This is a genomic window from Homoserinibacter gongjuensis, assembly GCF_030161875.1.
In the GTDB taxonomy this organism is placed as follows: Bacteria; Actinomycetota; Actinomycetes; order Actinomycetales; family Microbacteriaceae; genus Homoserinibacter; species Homoserinibacter gongjuensis.
The window spans coordinates 461204-479342 of record NZ_BSVA01000001.1; the positions used below are offsets into that span (position 1 = coordinate 461204).

20 protein-coding genes and 3 pseudogenes are annotated in these 18139 nt (G+C 64.8%); 4 read left to right on the top strand and 19 right to left on the bottom strand.

What is annotated here, in order from left to right; all coding sequences use genetic code 11:
- Window positions 1-3: 3 nt before the first annotated feature.
- The 5 genes and pseudogenes from QQK29_RS02560 to QQK29_RS02580 all read right to left on the bottom strand — a co-directional run bounded on the left by QQK29_RS02560 (window position 4) and on the right by QQK29_RS02580 (window position 4820).
- Window positions 4-1155: a hypothetical protein gene (locus QQK29_RS02560; protein ID WP_284297529.1), complete on the bottom strand. Its 1152-nt coding sequence runs from the start codon at window positions 1153-1155 to the stop codon at window positions 4-6.
- A gap of 4 nt (window positions 1156-1159) precedes the next feature.
- Window positions 1160-2050 (bottom strand): methionyl-tRNA formyltransferase, encoded by an 891-nt coding sequence (locus QQK29_RS02565; protein ID WP_284297531.1) that lies wholly within the window; start codon window positions 2048-2050, stop codon window positions 1160-1162.
- The gene (locus tag QQK29_RS02570; protein ID WP_284297533.1) at window positions 2041-2754 is read right to left on the bottom strand and encodes a polysaccharide deacetylase WbmS family protein; all 714 of its coding nucleotides are present in this window, start codon (window positions 2752-2754) and stop codon (window positions 2041-2043) included. The genes QQK29_RS02565 and QQK29_RS02570 overlap by 10 nt, the downstream gene beginning before the upstream one ends.
- Window positions 2755-2767: 13 nt before the next feature.
- A pseudogene (locus QQK29_RS02575) lies at window positions 2768-3900 on the bottom strand (DegT/DnrJ/EryC1/StrS family aminotransferase).
- Window positions 3876-4820: a dTDP-glucose 4,6-dehydratase gene (locus QQK29_RS02580; protein ID WP_284297535.1), complete on the bottom strand. Its 945-nt coding sequence runs from the start codon at window positions 4818-4820 to the stop codon at window positions 3876-3878. The pseudogene QQK29_RS02575 and the gene QQK29_RS02580 overlap by 25 nt, the downstream one beginning before the upstream one ends.
- 77 nt (window positions 4821-4897) lie before the next feature.
- On the opposite strand from QQK29_RS02580, the gene QQK29_RS02585 reads away from it, so the two are divergent.
- Window positions 4898-5392, top strand: coding sequence for an acyltransferase (locus QQK29_RS02585; RefSeq protein WP_284297537.1), 495 nt, complete (start codon window positions 4898-4900; stop codon window positions 5390-5392).
- Window positions 5393-5406: 14 nt separating this feature from the next.
- On the opposite strand, the gene QQK29_RS02590 is transcribed toward QQK29_RS02585, so the two are convergent.
- From QQK29_RS02590 to QQK29_RS02650, 14 genes and pseudogenes are all read right to left on the bottom strand, one after another.
- Window positions 5407-6501: an FG-GAP-like repeat-containing protein gene (locus QQK29_RS02590; protein WP_284297539.1), complete on the bottom strand. Its 1095-nt coding sequence runs from the start codon at window positions 6499-6501 to the stop codon at window positions 5407-5409.
- A gap of 15 nt (window positions 6502-6516) precedes the next feature.
- Window positions 6517-6585: pseudogene (locus tag QQK29_RS18395) on the bottom strand (hypothetical protein); the annotation flags it as partial.
- Window positions 6585-7727: a hypothetical protein gene (locus QQK29_RS02595; protein ID WP_284297541.1), complete on the bottom strand. Its 1143-nt coding sequence runs from the start codon at window positions 7725-7727 to the stop codon at window positions 6585-6587. The pseudogene QQK29_RS18395 and the gene QQK29_RS02595, both read right to left, overlap by 1 nt.
- Window positions 7728-7840: 113 nt before the next feature.
- Entirely contained in the window at window positions 7841-8080 is a 240-nt protein-coding gene (locus QQK29_RS02600; protein WP_284297544.1) for a hypothetical protein, read from the bottom strand.
- A 125-nt stretch (window positions 8081-8205) separates the two neighbouring features.
- Window positions 8206-8955, bottom strand: a pseudogene (locus QQK29_RS02605) (ATP-binding cassette domain-containing protein); the annotation flags it as partial.
- Entirely contained in the window at window positions 8952-9614 is a 663-nt protein-coding gene (locus tag QQK29_RS02610; protein WP_284297548.1) for a hypothetical protein, read from the bottom strand. The gene QQK29_RS02610 and the pseudogene QQK29_RS02605, both read right to left, overlap by 4 nt.
- A gap of 23 nt (window positions 9615-9637) precedes the next feature.
- Entirely contained in the window at window positions 9638-9961 is a 324-nt protein-coding gene (locus QQK29_RS02615; protein WP_284297550.1) for a hypothetical protein, read from the bottom strand.
- Between the two features lies 1 nt (window position 9962).
- Window positions 9963-10769: a glycosyltransferase gene (locus QQK29_RS02620; protein WP_284297552.1), complete on the bottom strand. Its 807-nt coding sequence runs from the start codon at window positions 10767-10769 to the stop codon at window positions 9963-9965.
- A 17-nt stretch (window positions 10770-10786) separates the two neighbouring features.
- The gene (locus QQK29_RS02625) at window positions 10787-11569 is read right to left on the bottom strand and encodes an AglZ/HisF2 family acetamidino modification protein (protein WP_284297553.1); all 783 of its coding nucleotides are present in this window, start codon (window positions 11567-11569) and stop codon (window positions 10787-10789) included.
- A complete protein-coding gene (gene hisH, locus QQK29_RS02630; protein ID WP_284297556.1) occupies window positions 11566-12171 on the bottom strand; it encodes an imidazole glycerol phosphate synthase subunit HisH in 606 nt (201 codons plus the stop codon). The genes QQK29_RS02625 and hisH overlap by 4 nt, the downstream gene beginning before the upstream one ends.
- Window positions 12168-13334, bottom strand: a complete 1167-nt coding sequence (locus tag QQK29_RS02635; RefSeq protein ID WP_284297558.1) for an N-acetyl sugar amidotransferase — start codon at window positions 13332-13334, stop codon at window positions 12168-12170. Before QQK29_RS02635 ends, hisH begins: the two co-directional genes overlap by 4 nt.
- A gap of 25 nt (window positions 13335-13359) precedes the next feature.
- The gene (locus QQK29_RS02640; RefSeq protein WP_284297559.1) at window positions 13360-14508 is read right to left on the bottom strand and encodes a glycosyltransferase; all 1149 of its coding nucleotides are present in this window, start codon (window positions 14506-14508) and stop codon (window positions 13360-13362) included.
- A complete protein-coding gene (locus tag QQK29_RS02645; RefSeq protein ID WP_284297560.1) occupies window positions 14505-15374 on the bottom strand; it encodes an adenine nucleotide alpha hydrolase family protein in 870 nt (289 codons plus the stop codon). The genes QQK29_RS02640 and QQK29_RS02645 overlap by 4 nt, the downstream gene beginning before the upstream one ends.
- A gap of 14 nt (window positions 15375-15388) precedes the next feature.
- Complete coding sequence (locus QQK29_RS02650; protein ID WP_284297561.1) at window positions 15389-15592, bottom strand: hypothetical protein; 204 nt, start codon at window positions 15590-15592, stop codon at window positions 15389-15391.
- Between the two features lie 315 nt (window positions 15593-15907).
- Between QQK29_RS02650 and QQK29_RS02655 the strand changes: the two genes are divergently transcribed.
- The 3 genes from QQK29_RS02655 to QQK29_RS02665 are packed head-to-tail and all read left to right on the top strand — an operon-like array spanning window position 15908 to window position 18107.
- Window positions 15908-16666 carry a glycosyltransferase family protein gene (locus QQK29_RS02655; protein ID WP_284297563.1) on the top strand — a complete coding sequence of 253 codons (759 nt, stop codon included), beginning with the start codon at window positions 15908-15910 and terminating at the stop codon, window positions 16664-16666.
- Window positions 16639-16953: a hypothetical protein gene (locus QQK29_RS02660; RefSeq protein ID WP_284297565.1), complete on the top strand. Its 315-nt coding sequence runs from the start codon at window positions 16639-16641 to the stop codon at window positions 16951-16953. Before QQK29_RS02655 ends, QQK29_RS02660 begins: the two co-directional genes overlap by 28 nt.
- Complete coding sequence (locus QQK29_RS02665) at window positions 16950-18107, top strand: glycosyltransferase (protein ID WP_284297567.1); 1158 nt, start codon at window positions 16950-16952, stop codon at window positions 18105-18107. Before QQK29_RS02660 ends, QQK29_RS02665 begins: the two co-directional genes overlap by 4 nt.
- Window positions 18108-18139: the final 32 nt, after the last annotated feature.

Below are 18139 nucleotides of genomic sequence, written 5' to 3' on the forward strand. Positions count from 1 at the left end.
TACCTACGCTTCCAGTTCGCCGAGTACCTTGCGCAGTTCAGCGCCAGTGACACTCGCGGCTGCATGCGTTCGCACCCACTCGACGCCAGCGCGCGCCTGCTGCTCCCATCCCGACGGTGTGTCGAGCAGAGCGCGGAGGTTCTTCGTCACCTGATGGTGGCGTGTGACCACCCAAGAGGAGTTCGATCCCGGCGGAATGCTCGGTTCCTCGTGCTCATCGGCGCGCATCATCACGACACAACCGGCGGCTAGAGCCTCCACCCCAAACACCCCCGGTACCTCAGAGTAGAACTGGTTGAGCACGATGTGGGCGCGCCGGAGACTCGCCATGACTTCAGCGTGCGATTGGCGAACCAACTCGATGTACTCGAACTCATACCCTTCCTCGCGCAACTCAGAGATCGCCGCCCTCACGAGCGGCGTGCCCTTGACGATGGGCGCCGAAGGCGCATGCACGATGACGGGCGTGCGAACATCTCGGAATTTAGAGAAGTCGCTGACGATCTCGTCGTCAGGGTGAAAATAGCGGAACGGACGGCTCGGACGCGTCAGGTACCCCACCTGCCCGACATCGGCGTTGAAGATCGCCGAGGCGAACTGCTCGGCGCTCTCCGCCAGTGCACGCTTCTCCGTCTCGTAGGCGTCGGTCGCATAGCCCGTGCCCGTCTCTGCGAGGTAGGTAGCGAGGTTCGGCTCGCCCGTGCGCTCCTCACGCTCCTTCGAAAGCCGAGGAGAACGGATGTCGTTGCCGGTGAAGTAGCACACGACCTTCCGACCATGGCGGCGGAGATATGAGAACTCAAAACTTCTCGCATCATTGACGCGATCAAGGAAGCCGACGCCACCGACATATACGAAGCCGTCGGCACGGCTCACCAGCTCCCCAAGCTTCCATGGCCCGTTGACGATCCGCCCAACGTGGGTACGAGCACTGGGAGCAACCCAGTCGTATTCGAAGGTGTAGAAGGGGTGCGAGAACAAGAGCGCCGACTCGGCGGACGGAAGCACCGTCGAGATCGCCCGCACCAGACCCGCCACTTCGACAGGGCCGACGACCCACTCCACACGACGCGAATGCCGACGCCGATGCCACCAGGTGCTGGCGCGAAGGACCATCTTCTGCAGCGCTGGATCGATCCGAGCGAAGATAGACATCGACTCAAACCAACCGGTTCCGGAGTGAACTGAGGATCACGCGCTTTGAGTCCGGCGCATCACATTCCAGGATCTCAACCATGCCCTCCCCGGCAGCGATAACAGGGTGCCCATCGATCGCGAAGCAGACCTGCCCGGGGACCGCGAGATAGTCATGATCCGGACGGTGAACGCGCGCACGAAGAATCCTATGCTCGCGACCGTCTTCGCCGGTCGTGATCGCTCCGCCGAAGGGCGGAGCCGATGCTCGCACTAAGCGCACGATCGCCTCGGCCGGGCTGCGCCAGTCGATGCGAGAGTCCTCAGGCTTCCGCGGGTAGGCCCTGAGTGGCCGGATGGACGGATCTTGTTCGCGGAAGACAAGAGTGCCGTCGGCGATGCCGTCGACGGCATCGACGAGGGCTGTAGGCAACACTTCGTCCAGCCAGCGCGAGAGCACCGTCATGTCGTCGTCCGGCCCGATCGGTCGCCTCCGTTGCAGGGCGATCGGTCCTGCGTCCAGCTCCTCAACCATCCGGTGGACGGTAAGGCAGGCTTCGGTCTCTCCGTTGAGGATCGCCCAATTGAGGGTCGCATTCCCGCGGTACCGCGGCAAGTCACCGGCGTGGGCGTTGAGTACGCCATAAGGGAAGCGCGTCAGAAGCGGCGTTCTCAGCACCGTGGTCCAGTTCACGGAAATACAGATGTCCGCGTCGAGGTCCAACTCGGAGATCCGCAACGTGTTGTGGAAGGGGATGCCGTGTTCGTGAGCAAACACCTCGAGGTCTTGGCTGCCAGCCTGAGAGGCATTCGCCGAAGGCGCGGTGACGAGAAAGACCAAATCATGGCCACGCTGGCGCGCGATCACACCGGCATCGCGGAGCCAGTGCGTCCTCCCGATCAGGCCTACACGCATAGCAGCTCCTCGAATGAGATCGCGCGGCCGGGCGATCCGAGAACCGCGTTCAGGTAGTCCGCGGTGCCGCATCCTGAACCACGCAGCGCCCGTGCTTCGTTGCGCCCGAGTTCGGTCAACGGCCGGGGGCCCAACACCTGCTTTGCGCGCTCATAGTTTCGTTCGTCGGCCGAGTTGAGCGAGACATGGATGGGGTGGAAGTCCAGGATATCTACTTCGCTGCTCGGCGCGTGGAGGCCCCAGTTCTGCTCATCGTCGTAGAAGGCCACATCGTCCTCCCACGTGTAATTGATGCGCTGCATCTGCGAATCTCGCAGCTTCCAACCGAACCAGGCAGTGTGCGGAAAACGATATGTGAGGATGCTCATGTCGTAGGTGATCTGGGGAAACGCCTCCAGCACGTCACGAAGGAGCAACGACCCCTGAATCAAACCGTGCGTGCGCATTACTCGCGCGTCGGGGACAATCTCTAGGAGCCGCCCGACGACCCCGATCGGATCAGCCCCCTGCGTCGAGCCGTCTTGAAAATTGGGATGGATTCCCACCTCGTGGCCAGCCGCCGCCACTTCTGCCACGGTGGGGCTCGCATGCGTCACAAAGAATGTGGCGCGCACGTCCGCGGTAGAGAGAACGTCGAGCGTCTCGCGGACGCTCCAATCCGGAGCCCAGTCGACGTCGAAGGTGAGGTGGTAGTCGCCGCTCATTCCGCTCCGCGAGTTACGAACGTTGCGCGCGGATCGCCTGCTCCAGCGCCCCTATTACACGATCGAGTTCAGCGCTGGTCAGGCCTAGATACAGGGGCAGCGTGAGCGCGCTGAAATGGGCGCGAGTCGCGTTCGGCAACGCTTCGTCCGCGATCCCGAAACGCTCACGGAAATAGGGCTGCAGGTGCATCCCGTACGTTCCAAGCGTGGTCTCAATGCCGCTCGCCCGCATCGAATCAATGACGGCGTCTCGATCTATGTTGTCGTCAAGGAGCACGACATAGGACTGATACGTGTGCGTACGCCCTTCAGGAGTGGCGGGCGGCCGCACCCTTCGATGTGAGCGAGGCGTTCCGCATACTCATCCGCGAGCGCCCGTCGACCGCTGAGGATCGCATCCAGCTTTCGCATCTGCACAACGCCGATGGCCGCGTGGATGTCCGATAGCCGGTAGTTGAAACCGGCATCTACGAACGACATGTAGTGTTCACCGCGCACCGCACCATGCGAGCGCAGGATCCGGAGCCGCTCGGCGAGCTGGTCACTGGACGTCGTCACCATGCCGCCCTCGGCCGTCGTGATGACTTTTCGAGGATGGAATGAGAAGACTCCCGCATCTCCGAGAGATCCGGCCTGCCGACCGTGGTAGATCGCCCCGAGCGCGCACGCCGCATCTTCGACCACGGGCACCCCGCGGCGGCGCGCGATCTCCATGATCGGACCCATATCGGCGACGAGGCCAAATGCATGCACGGGCATGATCGCCTTCGTACGGGGGCCGATGGCGGCGTCGAGAGCGGCGGCGTCGAGACCGAAGTCGTCGAGGCGGATGTCGCAGAACACCGGCGTGGCGCCCTGCTGCACGATGACGTTCGCCGTGGCGGGGAAGCTAAAGTCGGGGATCACAACCTCATCGCCCGGCCCCACGCCAAGCGCGACGAGCGCGAGGTGGAGCCCTGTAGTCGCGGAACTGGTGGCGAATCCATGCGGCACCCCGACCAACTCGCTCACGAGCCGCTCGAACTCGGCTGCCTTCGCGCCCTGCGTGAGGTACCCCGTCGCGAGGACATCTGCGACAGCTTCCGCCTCCTCGCTCCCCAGAAGCGGAACGTTGAGCCGCATCAACTCAGAATCGCCCGATACCATTCGACGGTCTCTCGCAGCGATTCATCGCTGAGGACGGCCGGCTGACGTCCGACAAAAGACACGAGTCGGCTCGCGTCCGCCTCGTGACGGCGAACGTCGCCGGGCCGCTCGGCCGTGTGTACCACCGGATGGTCAGGCGCCCCCATGATCTCGAGGAGGCGGCGCACGAGCGTGTTGATGCTGGTGCCGACACCGGTCGCGACATTAATCTCCATACCGCGCGCCTCGGGAGAGCCGTAGATGGCGACCGTCAGGTCAGCGGTGTCCCGCACGAAAGTGAAATCGCGGGTCTGCTCACCGTCGCCGTGAATCTCGATCGGCTGTCCGCGGAGCACGCGTTGCACGACGATCGGAATGATGCCGGCGTAGGAGCCGGGGTTTTGACGGGGACCGTAGTTGTTGAAGGGGCGCACCACGGTGGCGTCGATGCCGAAAGTTCGAACGTAGGAGCGAATGATGTGGTCCTCCGCCGCCTTGGCGGCGGCGTAGGGCGTAATGGCGTCGTCGGGATGCCGTTCGTCCATGGGAACGTAGTGACCGGAGCCGTATGCCTCCGAACTCGACATGTGAACCAGCCGCTCGATAAGTCCGCGCCGCGCAATCTCACAGAATGCAGCGGTCACTCCGATGTTCGTCAACATCGTCCAGTGCGGATAAGTCAACGACGTGGGAAGCGGGACAACGGCGAGGTCGAACACAGTGTCGATGGCGTGCATCTGAACGACATCCTGCATGGCGGCCAGGTTCGAGGCATCGAGGCGAAGCACCTCAACATCAGGGCGCGCGACGCGAGCCTCCGCCAGGTTCGCCTCGCTACCCAAGAAGAAGTTGTCGACGACAACAAGACGGGCCGGATCCTCCCGGATGATCCGATCTACGAGGTGACTTCCGATGAACCCCGCCCCTCCGGTGACGAGCACGGCTCGGTCTCGCAATACCACTTACTCTGATCTTCTCCTCAGTCGGAGGGCCCAGACCGGGCCCGCCCCCAGACTACATGGACGGCCTCTGCCCAGGTCGCGGCGCCGCTTATAGTCGCAGAATGGACAACCCTAAGGTCGACCCGAATGCCTTCGACGAGCGGCATGGTCTTCCCACTAACCCTTACAACCCGCACGCATGGATCGTCGGAGAACCCACCATCGGTGACGATGTGTGGATCGGAGCTTTCTGTGTCGTCGACGGAAGCGGTGGCCTCGACATCGGTCGAGGATGCGACATCTCTTCCGGCGTGCAGATCTACACGCACTCGACCGTCGAACGATGCCTCAGCGAGCGGAGCCGGCCGCTCGCGCGCGCCGAGACGCGAATCGGCGAGTTCGTACACGTCGGGGCAAACGCGGTCATCCTCATGGGAGCCGACATCGGTCACCACAGCGTCGTCGGGGCGGGAGCGGTCGTCAAGGAGAACACCACGGCGCCTCCCTACAGCCTCATCGTCGGCGTGCCCGCCCGCGTCATCGAAAACGGAGCTCGTCGGCTCACGGATTGAAGCTTTCAGTGATGTCAGCCGATGAACTGCATACTGTCCCAGCCGGAACCCACCTGACGCCAGTTCTTCCAGCCGCCCTTGCCATCGCTCGTGTACAACCAGAGGTCACCGTTGGTTTTCCGCGCGAGCAGATCTGGCTTCCCGTCACCGTCGAAATCGCCCGGCGCCCACAGGCTTTCGTAAATTTGCCAGCCGACGCCCGCGGTCGTCGTTCCCTTCCAGCCACCGTTTCCGTTTCCGCGATATAGCAGCAGGGAGCCCGCGGTCGTGCGACCGAGCACATCAGCGTGGCCGTCTCCGTCGAAGTCGCCGGGACCGACAATGTCTAGCAGGGAGTCCCAACCGGTTCCGGCCTGTTTCCGCCGCAGGTCCGGCCCCGGGTAGAACCACAGCACCCCGTCCAGGTCCACGGCGAAGAGATCCTCGATGCCGTCCTCGTCCATGTCCCCTGGAGCGAACACATGGCTCATGACGTTCCATCCGCTGTTATACGAGACGGGATCGGTGAACCCCTTTTCGTACGAGCGCTTGTGGAGCCACATTGTTCCCCCGTCGTCGACGCTGACAACGTCGGGAGATCCGTCACCGTTGTAGTCGCCGACTGCCGCGATGAAGCGGGTTCGCGACCAGTCCCGGGCTAACACGAACGGGCTGCCAATCGACCCGGTGCCGTTGCCGCGGTACGCGTAGAGCGTTCCGGAGGAAGAGAGAGCCGCGATGTCTCTGACACGGTCGCCGTTGAGGTCGCCGAATCCCACCTGCTTTGGGGTTCTCGGCGCGACGTAGTTGCCAGCGCTACCTGCAGCCGCGACTGCCGTCATACCTTCCCAGCCGCTACCCGCCTTTCGTGAGGCCTTCCACCCACCTGAGCCATTCCCGCTGTACGACCAGAGGCCGCCGTCGGCGTGGATGCCCAGCACGTCTACGCGACCGTCACCGTCGAAGTCGCGGATGCCGAGCACTGAAGTCATGCCTTCCCAGCCCGTGCCGATGGTCTCGCCTGATCCGAAGCCCCCAGCCCCGTCGCCCGCGTGCAAGCGCAGGGTGCCAGTCGAGTCGACACTCATCACATCAGCCCGGCCGTCGCCGTTGAAGTCGCCGGGTGCCACGAGCGTCGTTGTCGATTCCCAACCTGAGCCGACTGTGCGCGGTTCGCCAAACCCGCCCGCGCCATCCCCGGGATGGATTCGCATCACGCCTGAGGTGTCGATTGTGACGAGGTCCTGGCGCCCGTCGCCGTTGACGTCGCCTGGCGCGGCGAGCAACTTCTTGTCCCCCAGTGGCCGCCGACGAGCTTCGATCCGGTGATCGCTAAATATCCGTCAGTGCGATAGAGGTAGAGATCGCCCGCGTCGGACACGGCGACGATATCGCGCAAGCGATCGCCGGTGAAGTCTCCCCCGACTGCCAGCAGTCGCATCGTCCCCCAGCCCGACCCGATAACTGTCGGTAGCACCCAGCCACCCTTGCCCGTGGCCGGGTAGATCATCAGATCTCCGGCCGCCGTCCGTGCGATCACGTACGGTGTCTCGTTCGTGTAGCTTCTCAACGGTCCAGTTGGCGAGCCGAACCAGTCGTTGTAGAAGCGCCAGAAATTGCGATTCCCGTAGCTGGAGCAGCCGTCGCCCGTGCCGCCGAGGTTCGCGAGCGCTGCGGCATTGGGCTGGTACGGCGTGTAGTTGTAGAGCGCGGCAGTCGCGTAGTTGCGCACGTTCACGGTCGTGCCGCCGCAACCCGCGTTGGGGTGGTACTGCACGTACTGCGCTCCCGGCTGGCGCCCGAAGCCACCCACCTTGTATACGCGGAGCTGGCGAGCCCCGGACATGATCTGCGTGGCCAGGCCGGCGAACGCGTCGTCACAGGGGGCGGTGTCTGGACACCCCATACCCATCGCCGCTCGGAGCGCCCAGTCACTCGGTGCTCGGCTGGTCACAAGCCCCTGTTCCTTCTGCAGCGTGACGAGGATCACCTTCGCCGAGATGTTGCAAGCAACCTGGGTCCGGTAGATCAATTCGGAAACGCGGAGATTACCGCCCGCAATTGCCGAGCAGACGAGCCCTCCAGTGTCGATCGAGTACGAGGCTGGCCGCGATGTGACGGGAAGAACGGCAACGTTGAGGCACCTGTCGGTGAGGCACGAGCCGATCTTGCCGTCAAGGAACGTCTGGATCTGAGCGGCGGTCATAGCGGAGTTGTCGTAAAACAGAGAGTCCGAGATGATCATCCCCGGATCGAAGTCCGAACCGGAGACGGCCGCAGCGCGCTGAGGTGAAACGACGTCGTTCGCGACGGCGAGTGGAGTCAGCAACGCCAGTGCTGATACCAGGACGAGCAATCCCCTCAGATGGGATCGGCGAGCCCCCGCGGCCGTCGATTCATGTTACGCATGGTACCTCGGCGCGCCTGATGTACCCGCATTTCTACTGACGTCGGCCAGCCGCGCGAGCACTACGCCAATCCAGCGAGCTCCGCCTGGCGCGCGAAGTCAGGGAACCGGGCGACAAGCTCGGCGAATGAGCCGCTACCCTCGACCCGTCCACTGCTCATGAAGAAGATGCGGTCGGCGTTCTGAATCGTCGCCAAGCGGTGGGCGACGATCACCTTCGTGACGTTGCCGCCGATGGAACCGATCGCCTCTGTCACGAGCGCCTCTGTTTGCGTGTCGAGCGCGCTCGTCGCCTCGTCCATGACAAGAACGAGGGGTTCGGCGTATAGGGCGCGTGCGATGCCGAGGCGCTGCCGCTGACCGCCCGAGAGTGCCATTCCGCGTTCTCCCACCCTGGCGTTGATGCCCCCGGTCGCGCAGAGACGAGGTCCCACATCTGGGCACGCTCGAGGGCACGCTGCACGCCAGCCGCGTCGAAGTCGTCGCCCCACGTCAGCGCTACGTTCTGTGCGATCGTGGCGTCGAAAAGTGCCACCTCCTGCGGCACATAGCCCATGCGTGATCGCCATGCCGTGCGCATCTCACTCACAGGGGTGTCATCGACCAGAACGCGTCCCGTGGTCGGTTCGAGAAGGCTGAGCAGAATGTCGATCGCGGTCGACTTCCCCGAGCCGGACGCACCCACGAAGGCGACGGTAGAGCCGAATTCGATCTCGAGGGAGACACCGCGCACGGCAGGCGTTGCCCCCTCCGTGTACTCGAAGGAGACGTCGTCGAAGCGGATTCGCTTGGGCGCCTCCGGCATCGGCGCGGACACGGCGGTGCTCTCCACAATGCCCTGCTCGGCCTCCGCGAGTTCGTGCAGCAGCTGGCGCGGAAACTCTGATGCCGCGATCATCTGCGAGAGCACCGTCTGGAACCTCACGACCGACGGAGCAACCCGGAAGCCGACGACGGCGAAGAGACCGACGGCAGTGATCGCGGCCTCGACGCCACCGGTCCAGAAGCCGACCGCACCGACGACGACGAAGCCCCCGACTACACCCGCTTCGAGGGCGTAACGCGGGAGTTGACCGAGGAAGTTGATGTTGGCGCGAGCGCGCGCGCTCGAAGTGCGTGACTCTCTCACAACATCGGCGACTTCGCTCTCCTTGTTGCGCAGGGTCACCTCCTTCATCGAACTAATGATCTCGAGCACGAGCCGCACACTGCGCAGCGAGTAGTTGACGTTGACCTCTCCCGCCTTACGTGCGTGCCGGGCAATCCAGAAAAAAGGACCGCGCCGAGCCCCGAGAGATAGACGAGGGCCGTCAGGGCGAGGACGGGCTGAACAAGTGCGAGCGTGGCCAGCACCGCGACGAGGCTCGCAATCTCGCCGAGCAGCGTCGCCCCCGGCTGGAGGAATGAGTTGACAGCTGCATCGACGCCGCTGTCCGAGTAGCGCATGATGTCGACGGAATTCTTGCGGAGCCGGTCACGCCACGGCGCCGCGAGGTATGCGCGGAGCACCCGGTCCCCCATCGCGACCTCGTAGGCCGGAAAGCGCCGCCGAGCCCACCACATGACGAGCACCGCAAAGAAGCCCTTGGCGATGAGCAGCATGCAGACCACGAGGATCGCCCAGACGACGCCGACCGTGTCGAGCTCCCCGATGATCGGCACGGTCACGGTCGAGCCGGTGGCGACGGGACCGATGATGAGCGCGAGAAGAGATAGCGCCGCGGCGTCGAAAATAGCGAGGAACGCCAACAGCCACGAGTACGTCCACAGGAACCTCCTACCGCCTGCGGGCAGCGCGGCGACAAGGTCTCTGTAGAGAGAAAGGACCTGCTTCATGTGACTCCAGACCTTCGATGCTCTCAGCGGGCCCCGGCGACCATATCGGCGACCAGGCGACCCCAGATCTTGCCCTGCTCTTCCCCCGAGAGCTCATGCACATGCCGGTTCGAGGCATGCTTCCACTCGCTGACCCGTTCCGGCGTCAGGGCCTCTAGAGCCGCGGCGAGCGAAGCCGGTTCGAAGTCGGGGAGAACGAGGCCCACCTCGTAGTCATCCACGAAGCGCTTCATCTCCGGTGACGGCCCGACGATCACGCCCAAGCGGGCCTGGATGAAGTCGAAGAACTTGTTCGGCAGGCACCACGCCAGATTGAAGGTCGTCGGCGGGAAGATGCTGAGCCCCACGTCATACCCATTGAGTGTCTCCACCAGATCCCCGTACGGCACTGGCTCGCAGAACCGGATGCGGGGGTCGCCGTCGGCCAGCGCCCGAAGCTCTGCCATGAGCGGCGTCTCCCCGCCTACCAGGAAGAGGTCGAGCGTCACATCCGCCCGTGACTCGCGCACCCCGGATCATGATGTCCAGCCGCCGCTGAACCGCCACGCCGCCGCTGTGCACGAGACGGATGGGCGCCCCGACCGGGTTGATCGGAAGCTCCTGGTACGGGGTGGCGTTGACGACGAGAGTCGCCTCGATGCCGAACTGACGTCGATACTCGTCGACGATCCCCGAGCTGACGGTCGTGACCGCCTCCGCTCGAGCGGCGAAAGTGCGGCAGATCCAGTTGTAGTAGGGCTGGGCGAGCAGGTTCCACTTGAGAGACGACGGGCTCTGCTTCGGCGCATACTCGTGCATGTCGGCGAGCACACCGAAGCGAGGGGAGAGCCTGGACGCCAGGTAGAGCGTCTGTGCATCGTGGGCGACCACGACATCCCATCGGCCGTTCCTCAGCCGCTCGAATGCCGAACGATCACGCGGCTCCAGGCGGGCGTAGCCGCGATGCAGGCGCAGGAGCAGCAGCAAGGAGAAGATGCCCGGGATGCGGCCGACGCCCGACGCACGGGCGCCCTCGTCGAGCTCGATGTGATCGTCGACCCCTGCCGGCGCCGGACCATAGCCGGCGGTCGTCACGTGGTAGTCCTTCCGGAACTCAGCGATCTGCTTGATGATGCGGGGTTCCTGCTCGGTGCGCGTGTAGGACACGATCAGCACGCGAGGACGCGTATCGCTCATCGCTGACCGCCCAGTGACGCCTCCGCGAGCCCGCGAACCTGTGCAGGCGTCGGGTACGAGATGAGCACCGCCCGATGCTTGCCATTCATGACGAACATCGTTCCCGCTGCCACCGCGGAGGCGCCCGCCGCGAGCGCCGGCGCGAAGTCATCGAAGCTGCCGGCGCCGCCCAGCGCGATGATCGGCACGGTCACCGCCGACGAGACTGCCTCGATGAGCTTGAGGTCGTACCCGGACCGTGTGCTCTCACGGTCGATCGACGACACCAGGATCTCCCCCGCGCCGAGGCGCTGGGCCTCCGCAGCCGCCTCCGCCGGACTCATGCGGGTCTTCGTGCGGCCCCGACGGATATAGCTGTCCCACCCTCCGGTGAGCTTCTTCTTGGCGTCGACGCTCACGACCGTGCTCGAAGCGCCGAGCGCATCCGACACCTCGGTGACGACGTCGGGATGCTCAACCGCCGCCGTATTCATGACCACCTTCTCGATGCCGATGCCGGTGATCCGCCGAGCTTCTGCCGCCGACGCGACTCCGCCGCCGTATCCGACGGGCATGAAGGCCTCGCTGGCGATCTCCTCGATCAGGTTGTAGTTGACCCCGGTGCCCTTGACCGAGGCATCGATGTCGCAGATGACGAGCTCGTCGACCTGCTTCTCGTTGAAGATGCGCACCGCGTTGATCGGATCGCCGACATATTGATCGCCCGTGAAGCGCACCGGCTTCACGAGGTACCCGTCGCTCACGAGCAGAACGGGGATGACACGGGGGAAGACACTCATAGCTCTGCGAAGTTCCTCAGAATGCGCTTGCCGAAATCGTGACTCTTCTCGGGGTGGAACTGAGCGCCCATGACGTTGCCTGAGCGGATCATCGAGGCGAACGGCACGCCATAGTCGGTCACGCCCAGCACGTGGGCGTCGTCGTCGGGGACCACGCGGTAGCTGTGCACGAAGTAGAACCGGCTCTCGTCCGGCAAGTCTGCGACGAGAGGATCCTGCCGTGTCGGCCGCACGAGGTTCCAGCCCATGTGCGGCACCCGAACGCCTGTGTCCTCCGAGAATCGCAGGGAGCGACCGGAGATGAGCCCGAGGCCTCGGGCGCCGCCCTCCTCTGAGGAGTCGAGCAGGAACTGCATGCCCAGGCAGATCCCGAGCAGGGGCCTTCCGGATTCAGCGAACTCCTTGAGGGCGGGGGTGAGCTCCTGCTCGTCCAGCATGCGCATGCCCGTGTCGAACGCGCCGATGCCGGGCAGCAGGACGCGCTCGCTCTCGCGTACTTCATCTGGGCTGCTGACGATCCGCACCTCTGCGCCGACGCGCTTGAGCATGTTCGCGACGGAGCCCAGATTTCCCAGGCCGTAGGAGAGCAGCGAGACCGTCATCGCAAGATCCGCAGCTTCCGCAACAGCCCACCGAGCTTCGCCGTGAAAGCGAACAGCCGATCTGTCGATGCCTTGCTGTTCGGGTACTCGGAGTAGTGCACGGGTGGCCGGGAGAAGATCTCCTCGAGCTCGTCGACCGACACGCCCAGCTTCTTCGCGATGAAGGCGTGGTCCTGAGCCCGCAACTCCTCCGGGTAGTTCGTGGTCTGCATGAGTTCGAGAGCTTCGTCTCTCGTCATCTGGCCCGAGAGGATGAGCGAGGAGTAGTGGGCCAGGCGCTTGTCGAACCCGAATTTCGTGGGCAGATAGTAGCCCTGGAAGTAGCGGGTGAAGACGGACTCGTAGTGCTTGCCGCCGTAGTCGCGCCAGCCGAGCTCTTCGGCGATCTCACGCTTCGCGTCCGCGTAGATGTAGGGCACGTAGTTCAGCAAGGGGATGGTGCGGATGCGCTTCACCTCGGGATACCAGAGGTTGCGCTTGACGAGCCCCATCAGTGGATAGGTCTTGAGGCGGACCGAACCGAAGCGCTTCTGGATCGCCTTGACGTGCCGAGCATCCCCGGCGTCGTAGCCCCACGCCGCAGGCAGGACGGACTCGCTCGCGTAGTTGGCACCCGAGAGGATGTACTTGATTCCATACTTCTCCGCCTGGGTGTAGGCCACCCAGCCGAAGGCGTGGTCGGTCGGGGTGTCGGCGTTCGCGACCGACGCCTTGAAGAAGGACAGCTGCAGATCCTTCATCTCACGCCAGTCGACGACGTGCGTGTAGAGGTCGAGTCCCAAGCGGGTGACGAGGTTGTGGATGTTGTCGACCGCGAGCTCCGAGTTCCAGCCACTGTCGAAGTGCACGGCGAGAGGCCGCAGACCCAGCCGCACGGCCTGCAACGCGACATAGGAGCTGTCGACGCCTCCGGATATGCCGATCACGCAATCGTAGGGCTTGCCCTCGCCGGCCTTCTTGATCTCGGCGACGAGCGCGTCGAGCTCCTCGCGACGCTCTCCCGACTGGGCGCGCGCCAGTTCGTGCGCAAAGGTCCGGTCGAAGGTGATCGCGTGCGATGAGACACCCTGCTCGTCGAACCAGATGTCCGGATCCGTGGTGTCCATGATCGTGCGCACACAGCGCTGGTAGGCGCGAGAGGTGGAGGTCTCGTCCGTTCGCATGTCCGTCATCCCATCACGTCCGAGGTCATTCAGCTCGACCGCCGGGGGCCACGCGCGCCACGAGGTCATCCCAGATCGCAGCCTGCGACTCACTCGACAGCGCCTCGGCGTGCGCGTTCGAGGCCGCCTTCCACTCCGAGACCCGCTCTGTTGTGAGCGACTCCAGCGCTGCCGCCAACGAGTCCGGCTCGAAATCGGGCAGCACCATGCCGATACCGTACTCGTCCACGAAACGTGCCATCTCCGGCGACGGGCCGACGATCTCTCCGAGGCGGGCCTGGATGAAGTCGAAGAACTTGTTCGGCAGGCACCACGCCAGGTTGAAAGTCGTCGGTGGGAAGATGCTCAGGCCCACGTCGTAGCTGTTGAGCGTGCGCACGAGCTCGTCGTAGGGCACCGGCTCGCGGAACCGGATGCGCGAGTCGTCTCCCGCCAGCGCCCGCAGCTCCGCCATCAACGGCGTCTCACCGCCCACCAGGAAGAGGTCGAGCGTCACGTCGGCGCTCGATCGCCGCACGCCCTCGATCATGATGTCGAGCCGCCGCTGCACCGCGACGCCGCCGCTGTGCACGAGTCGGATCGGGCGGGCAACGGACACCGGCGCGAGCTCGGCGTACGGGGTCGCGTTCACCACAAGGGTCGAGTCGAAGCCGAAGACGCGCTTGTACTCGTCGGCGATTCCCTGACTTACCGTCACCACGGCCGAGGCCTGAGGTACCTTCGTGCGGCACATCCAACGGTGGTACGGAGCGATGAGCCAGCGCCACAGCAGCGAGTGCTCCTCCTGCCGCGGCGCGTACTCGTGCAGGTCCAGGATCACTCCGCCGCGCGGCTTGAGAGCGAGGGATGCTTCGAGCACCTTGAGATCGTGGGCGATGACGATGTCCCAGTCGCTGTCCCCCACCAGCCGCGCCGTCGCACGATCGAGGGCGCTCATCCAGGCGAAGAGCCGATACGCATGCAGCACGAGGAACCCCGCCGCGAGCAGTCGGCCGAAGATGCCCCAGCGTTGAGGCGCGATCTCCGGAATCTCGACGTGGCGCACATCAGTGAAAGGCGCGGGACCGAATCCCGCGGTCACCACCTCGTGCTGATCCTTCAAGAAACGCACCTGCTTGAGGGCGCGCGGCTCCTTGGCGAAGGGAGTGTACGAGAGGATCAGGATTCGGCTCATGCGGGAGACCTGAAGGGCCGAGCCACCCGGCTCACGAATCGCCAGAAACCTTCGACGTTCGGATACGCCGTGTACGGCACAGGCGGGAGCGCGCAGATCTGCTCGAACTCCTGCACACTCACGCCGAGCTTCTTGGCGATGAACTCGTGGTCCTGCTTCCGCAGTTCCTCGGGGTAGTTCGTCGACTCCATGAGAGCGAGCGCTTCGTCACGCGTGATCTGCCCGGACAGGATGAGCGAGGAGTAGTGAGCGAGCCGCTTGTCGAATCCGAACTTGTTCGGCAGGTAGTAGCCCTGGAAGTACCGGGTGAAGACGGACTCATAGTGCTTGCCGCCATAGTCGCGCCAGCCGACGTTCTCAGCGATGTCCTTCTTCGCGTCGGCATAGAAGTACGGCATGTAATTGAGCGGTCGCACCGTCTTGATACTCCGCACCCGCGGGTACCACACGTAGCGCTTGAACATGCCCATGACGGGGTACGTCTTCAGCTTCACGGTTCCGAAACGCCTGTGGATCGCCTTGAGATGGCGCGCATCTGAGGCGTTGTATCCCCACGCCTCCGGCAGGATCGACTCGGTCGCCGCGTTCCCTCCGGACAGAATGTACGTGATGCCGTATTTCTTGGCCTGCTGGTAAGCGACGTAGCCGAAAGCGTGATCGGTGGGCACGTCGGCGTTGGCAACCGAGGCCTTGAAGTAAGCCAGCTGCAGGTCCTTCATCTCTCGCCAATCCACGACCTGTGTGTAGAGGTCGACCCCGAGCGTCGTGACCAGGTTGTGGATGTTTCCGGCAGCGAGCTCAGAGTTCCACCCGCTGTCGAAGTGGACAGCCAAAGGGCGCAACCCCAGGCGCACCGCCTGCAGCATGAGATAGGTGCTGTCTACGCCCCCGAGACGCCGATCACGCAGTCGTACGGCTTCCCCTGGCCCGACTTCTTGATGCGGGCGACGAGCTCATCGAGCTCGGCAAGTCGATCGCCCCTCTGGGCAGCGCCCAGGTCGCGCGCGTACACCTCATCGAATGTCAGAGCGTGCGAAGAGACGCCGTGCTCGTCGAACCAGATGTCGGGATCCGTCGTGTCCATGATGGTGCGGGTGCACCGCTGATACGGTCGACCTTCTCCCGACATGTCCGCCCTGCCTCCATGGGTTCTCGCGCGCACGGCCTCAGTGAGCGAGCCGCATGGGGTGCGACCGCGGCGGCACAGAGCGCCCGGCCAGGCACCGTCCAAGTATATCGGATCGCCGCAATCTAGACTGGAGACCATGTGTCGTGTGCTCCCGGGAGGATCGTGAGAATCCCCTCGGTGAAACCTCGGATCCTGTGCGTCTCCTTCTCGCCGATCTCGGCCGACGCTCGCGTGCTACGTCAAATCGAGGTGCTCAGCGAGCACGGCGAGGTGACCACCGTCGGCTACGGGGAGGCTCCCGCGTCAGCAACCCGTCACATCCGCGTCCCCGATGCCGCGGCATCATTGCCGCAGACCCTTTCCGGAGTGGCTCGACTCGCCTTCCATCGCCACGATGCCGTCGAGTTGGCCGCGCCCGGCGAGCGCGCGGTGCGCCACGAAGTCATCGCTGCAGGTCCGTACGATCTCGTGGTGGCGAACGATGCACGTGCCCTGCCTTTGGCATTCGCCGCCGCCGACGATGCGCCCGTTTGGGCCGACATGCACGAATGGGCACCGCAGGAGCGCGCAGCCAACGTCGTGTGGCGCGTGCTCGTGGGGCCGTACATGCAGCACCTGTGCGAGAAGTATCTGCCCCGTGCGGCGGCCGTCACCACCGTGAGCTCCGGGCTCGCCGACCTCTACAACGAGCATTTCGGTGTGCGCACCGAACTCGTGCGCAACGCGACCGAACTGCGCGACCTGAAACCCTCGCCGGTCGCCGCCGACCGCATTCGCCTCGTGCACAGCGGAACTGCGGACCCTCAGCGCAACATCGTCGAGCTGATCGAGGCGGTCGGAAGATTGGACGGCCGCTACTCGCTCGATCTTTACCTCATTGAAGTCCCGGGGGCCACCTCAAGACGATCCGCCGACTGGCCGAGGCGACGAACCATGTCACGGTGCACGATCCGGTTGCGCCCGAGACCCTCCCGAGTGTGCTCAACCAATACGACCTCGGAGTGTTCCTCTTCCCCTTGCGCACGCTGAGCAAGCTGCACCACCTCCCGAACAAGTTCTTCGACTTCGTGCAGGCGCGACTCGGCCTGGTGTTCTCTCCCGCCCCCGAGATCGAGGCGTACTTCACGACGTACGGGGTGGGGGTGCTCACCCCGGGCACGACCGCCGACGATCTCGTCGAGACGCTTCGTCACCTGACCTCGGATGATGTGGCCGCGCTCAAGGACGCCTCCGCCGCCTCGGCGGCCGCGCTCTCGAGCGACGCGGACCGCGCGACACAGAGCGCCATCATCAACAGACTGGTCGGCATCGGATGAGGGTCGTCATCGCCACACGGATCTTCGGTCCGGAGGTGTCCGCTGCGTCCGCGATCCTGCGCACCTGGGCCGAGGAGTTCCGGGATCGCGGATGCGAGGTGACGGTGGTCACCGCGCGACCCCCTCGGGGTGCCGTCATCGACGATCCGAGAGGCATCGAGATCCGGCGAGCGCGGGTCAAGCGCGACAAGCAGCAGTACGTGCGCGGCTATCTGAGCTACATGAGCTTTGACATCCCGCTGGCCTTCCGCCTCCTGTTCTCCCGCAAGGCCGACCTCTACGTCGTCGAGCCGCCGCCGACGACCGTTGCGGTCGTGCGGGTGATCGCCGCACTGCGCCGCACCCCGTACGTGGTGCGCGCGGCCGACTACTGGACCGAGGCGGCGGAACTGGTAACCGACAACAGGTTCATCATCGGCACCCTCAAGCGCCTCGAAGCCTGGGGACTTCGAGGTGCCAGGATGCTCTTCGCCGCCCACGAACCGCTCATGCAGCGTTTCCGAGAGGTGGGGATTGACACCCCTGCCGTGCCGATCGGCTTCGGTGCCGACACCAAGGACTTCCGCTACGACGAGCAGCCCCCGGCCGAGCCGCCTGTATTCGTGTACGCGGGAACCCACTCGGAGTGGCACGGCGCCGGCATCTTCGTCGAGGCGATGCCCGTCGTGCTCGAACGGCACCCCGACGCGCGGCTGGAGTTCTACGGCAATGGGGAGGAGCGCGGGGCGATGCTCACTCGTGCACGCGAGCTGGGTGTTGAGACAGCTGTCGAATTCCATGGGCCGATCCCTCCCGTTGCGCTCTCGCCGATCCTCGCAGGGGCTACGGCATCCGTCGCAAGCCTCGCGCCGGTCGCCCCGAACGAATACGCCCTGGCGACCAAGGTGTACTCCTCTCTCGCCGCCGGGTGCCCCGTGATCTTCACCGGTGTCGGGCCCACGATCGCGTTCCTCGACGACGCCGGGCACCCGCGCGCGGGCGTCGCCGTGCCGTACGACGTCGACGCGACGGCGGCCGCGATGATCGCAGCCGCCGACGCACCCGTACAGCCGCCGGAGCGCGCGGCGCTTGCCCGCTGGTCCGCTGACGAGTTCTCGCTCGCGGCGATCGCACAGCGCGTCGTCGACGAGAGCCTCGCCATCGCCGACGCGTAGAATCGACCCGTTCCCCTCACCTTGGAGAGACT

Bases quoted from the DNA above. Each gene is read 5' to 3' on its own strand.
- QQK29_RS02600 (WP_284297544.1), bottom strand. From the start codon at position 8,080: ATGGACGAGGCGACGAGCGCGCTCGACACGCAAACAGAGGCGCTCGTG.
- QQK29_RS02565 (WP_284297531.1), bottom strand. From the start codon at position 2,050: ATGCGTGTAGGCCTGATCGGGAGGACGCACTGGCTCCGCGATGCCGGT.
- hisH (WP_284297556.1), bottom strand. From the start codon at position 12,171: ATGACGGTCTCGCTGCTCTCCTACGGCCTGGGAAATCTGGGCTCCGTC.
- QQK29_RS02610 (WP_284297548.1), bottom strand. From the start codon at position 9,614: ATGAAGCAGGTCCTTTCTCTCTACAGAGACCTTGTCGCCGCGCTGCCC.
- QQK29_RS02665 (WP_284297567.1), top strand. From the start codon at position 16,950: ATGAGGGTCGTCATCGCCACACGGATCTTCGGTCCGGAGGTGTCCGCT.
- QQK29_RS02625 (WP_284297553.1), bottom strand. From the start codon at position 11,569: ATGAGTGTCTTCCCCCGTGTCATCCCCGTTCTGCTCGTGAGCGACGGG.
- QQK29_RS02585 (WP_284297537.1), top strand. From the start codon at position 4,898: ATGGACGGCCTCTGCCCAGGTCGCGGCGCCGCTTATAGTCGCAGAATG.
- QQK29_RS02635 (WP_284297558.1), bottom strand. From the start codon at position 13,334: ATGCGAACGGACGAGACCTCCACCTCTCGCGCCTACCAGCGCTGTGTG.
- QQK29_RS02640 (WP_284297559.1), bottom strand. From the start codon at position 14,508: ATGAGCCGAATCCTGATCCTCTCGTACACTCCCTTCGCCAAGGAGCCG.
- QQK29_RS02650 (WP_284297561.1), bottom strand. From the start codon at position 15,592: ATGGACACGACGGATCCCGACATCTGGTTCGACGAGCACGGCGTCTCT.
- QQK29_RS02645 (WP_284297560.1), bottom strand. From the start codon at position 15,374: ATGCTGCAGGCGGTGCGCCTGGGGTTGCGCCCTTTGGCTGTCCACTTC.
- QQK29_RS02560 (WP_284297529.1), bottom strand. From the start codon at position 1,155: ATGTCTATCTTCGCTCGGATCGATCCAGCGCTGCAGAAGATGGTCCTT.
- QQK29_RS02570 (WP_284297533.1), bottom strand. From the start codon at position 2,754: ATGAGCGGCGACTACCACCTCACCTTCGACGTCGACTGGGCTCCGGAT.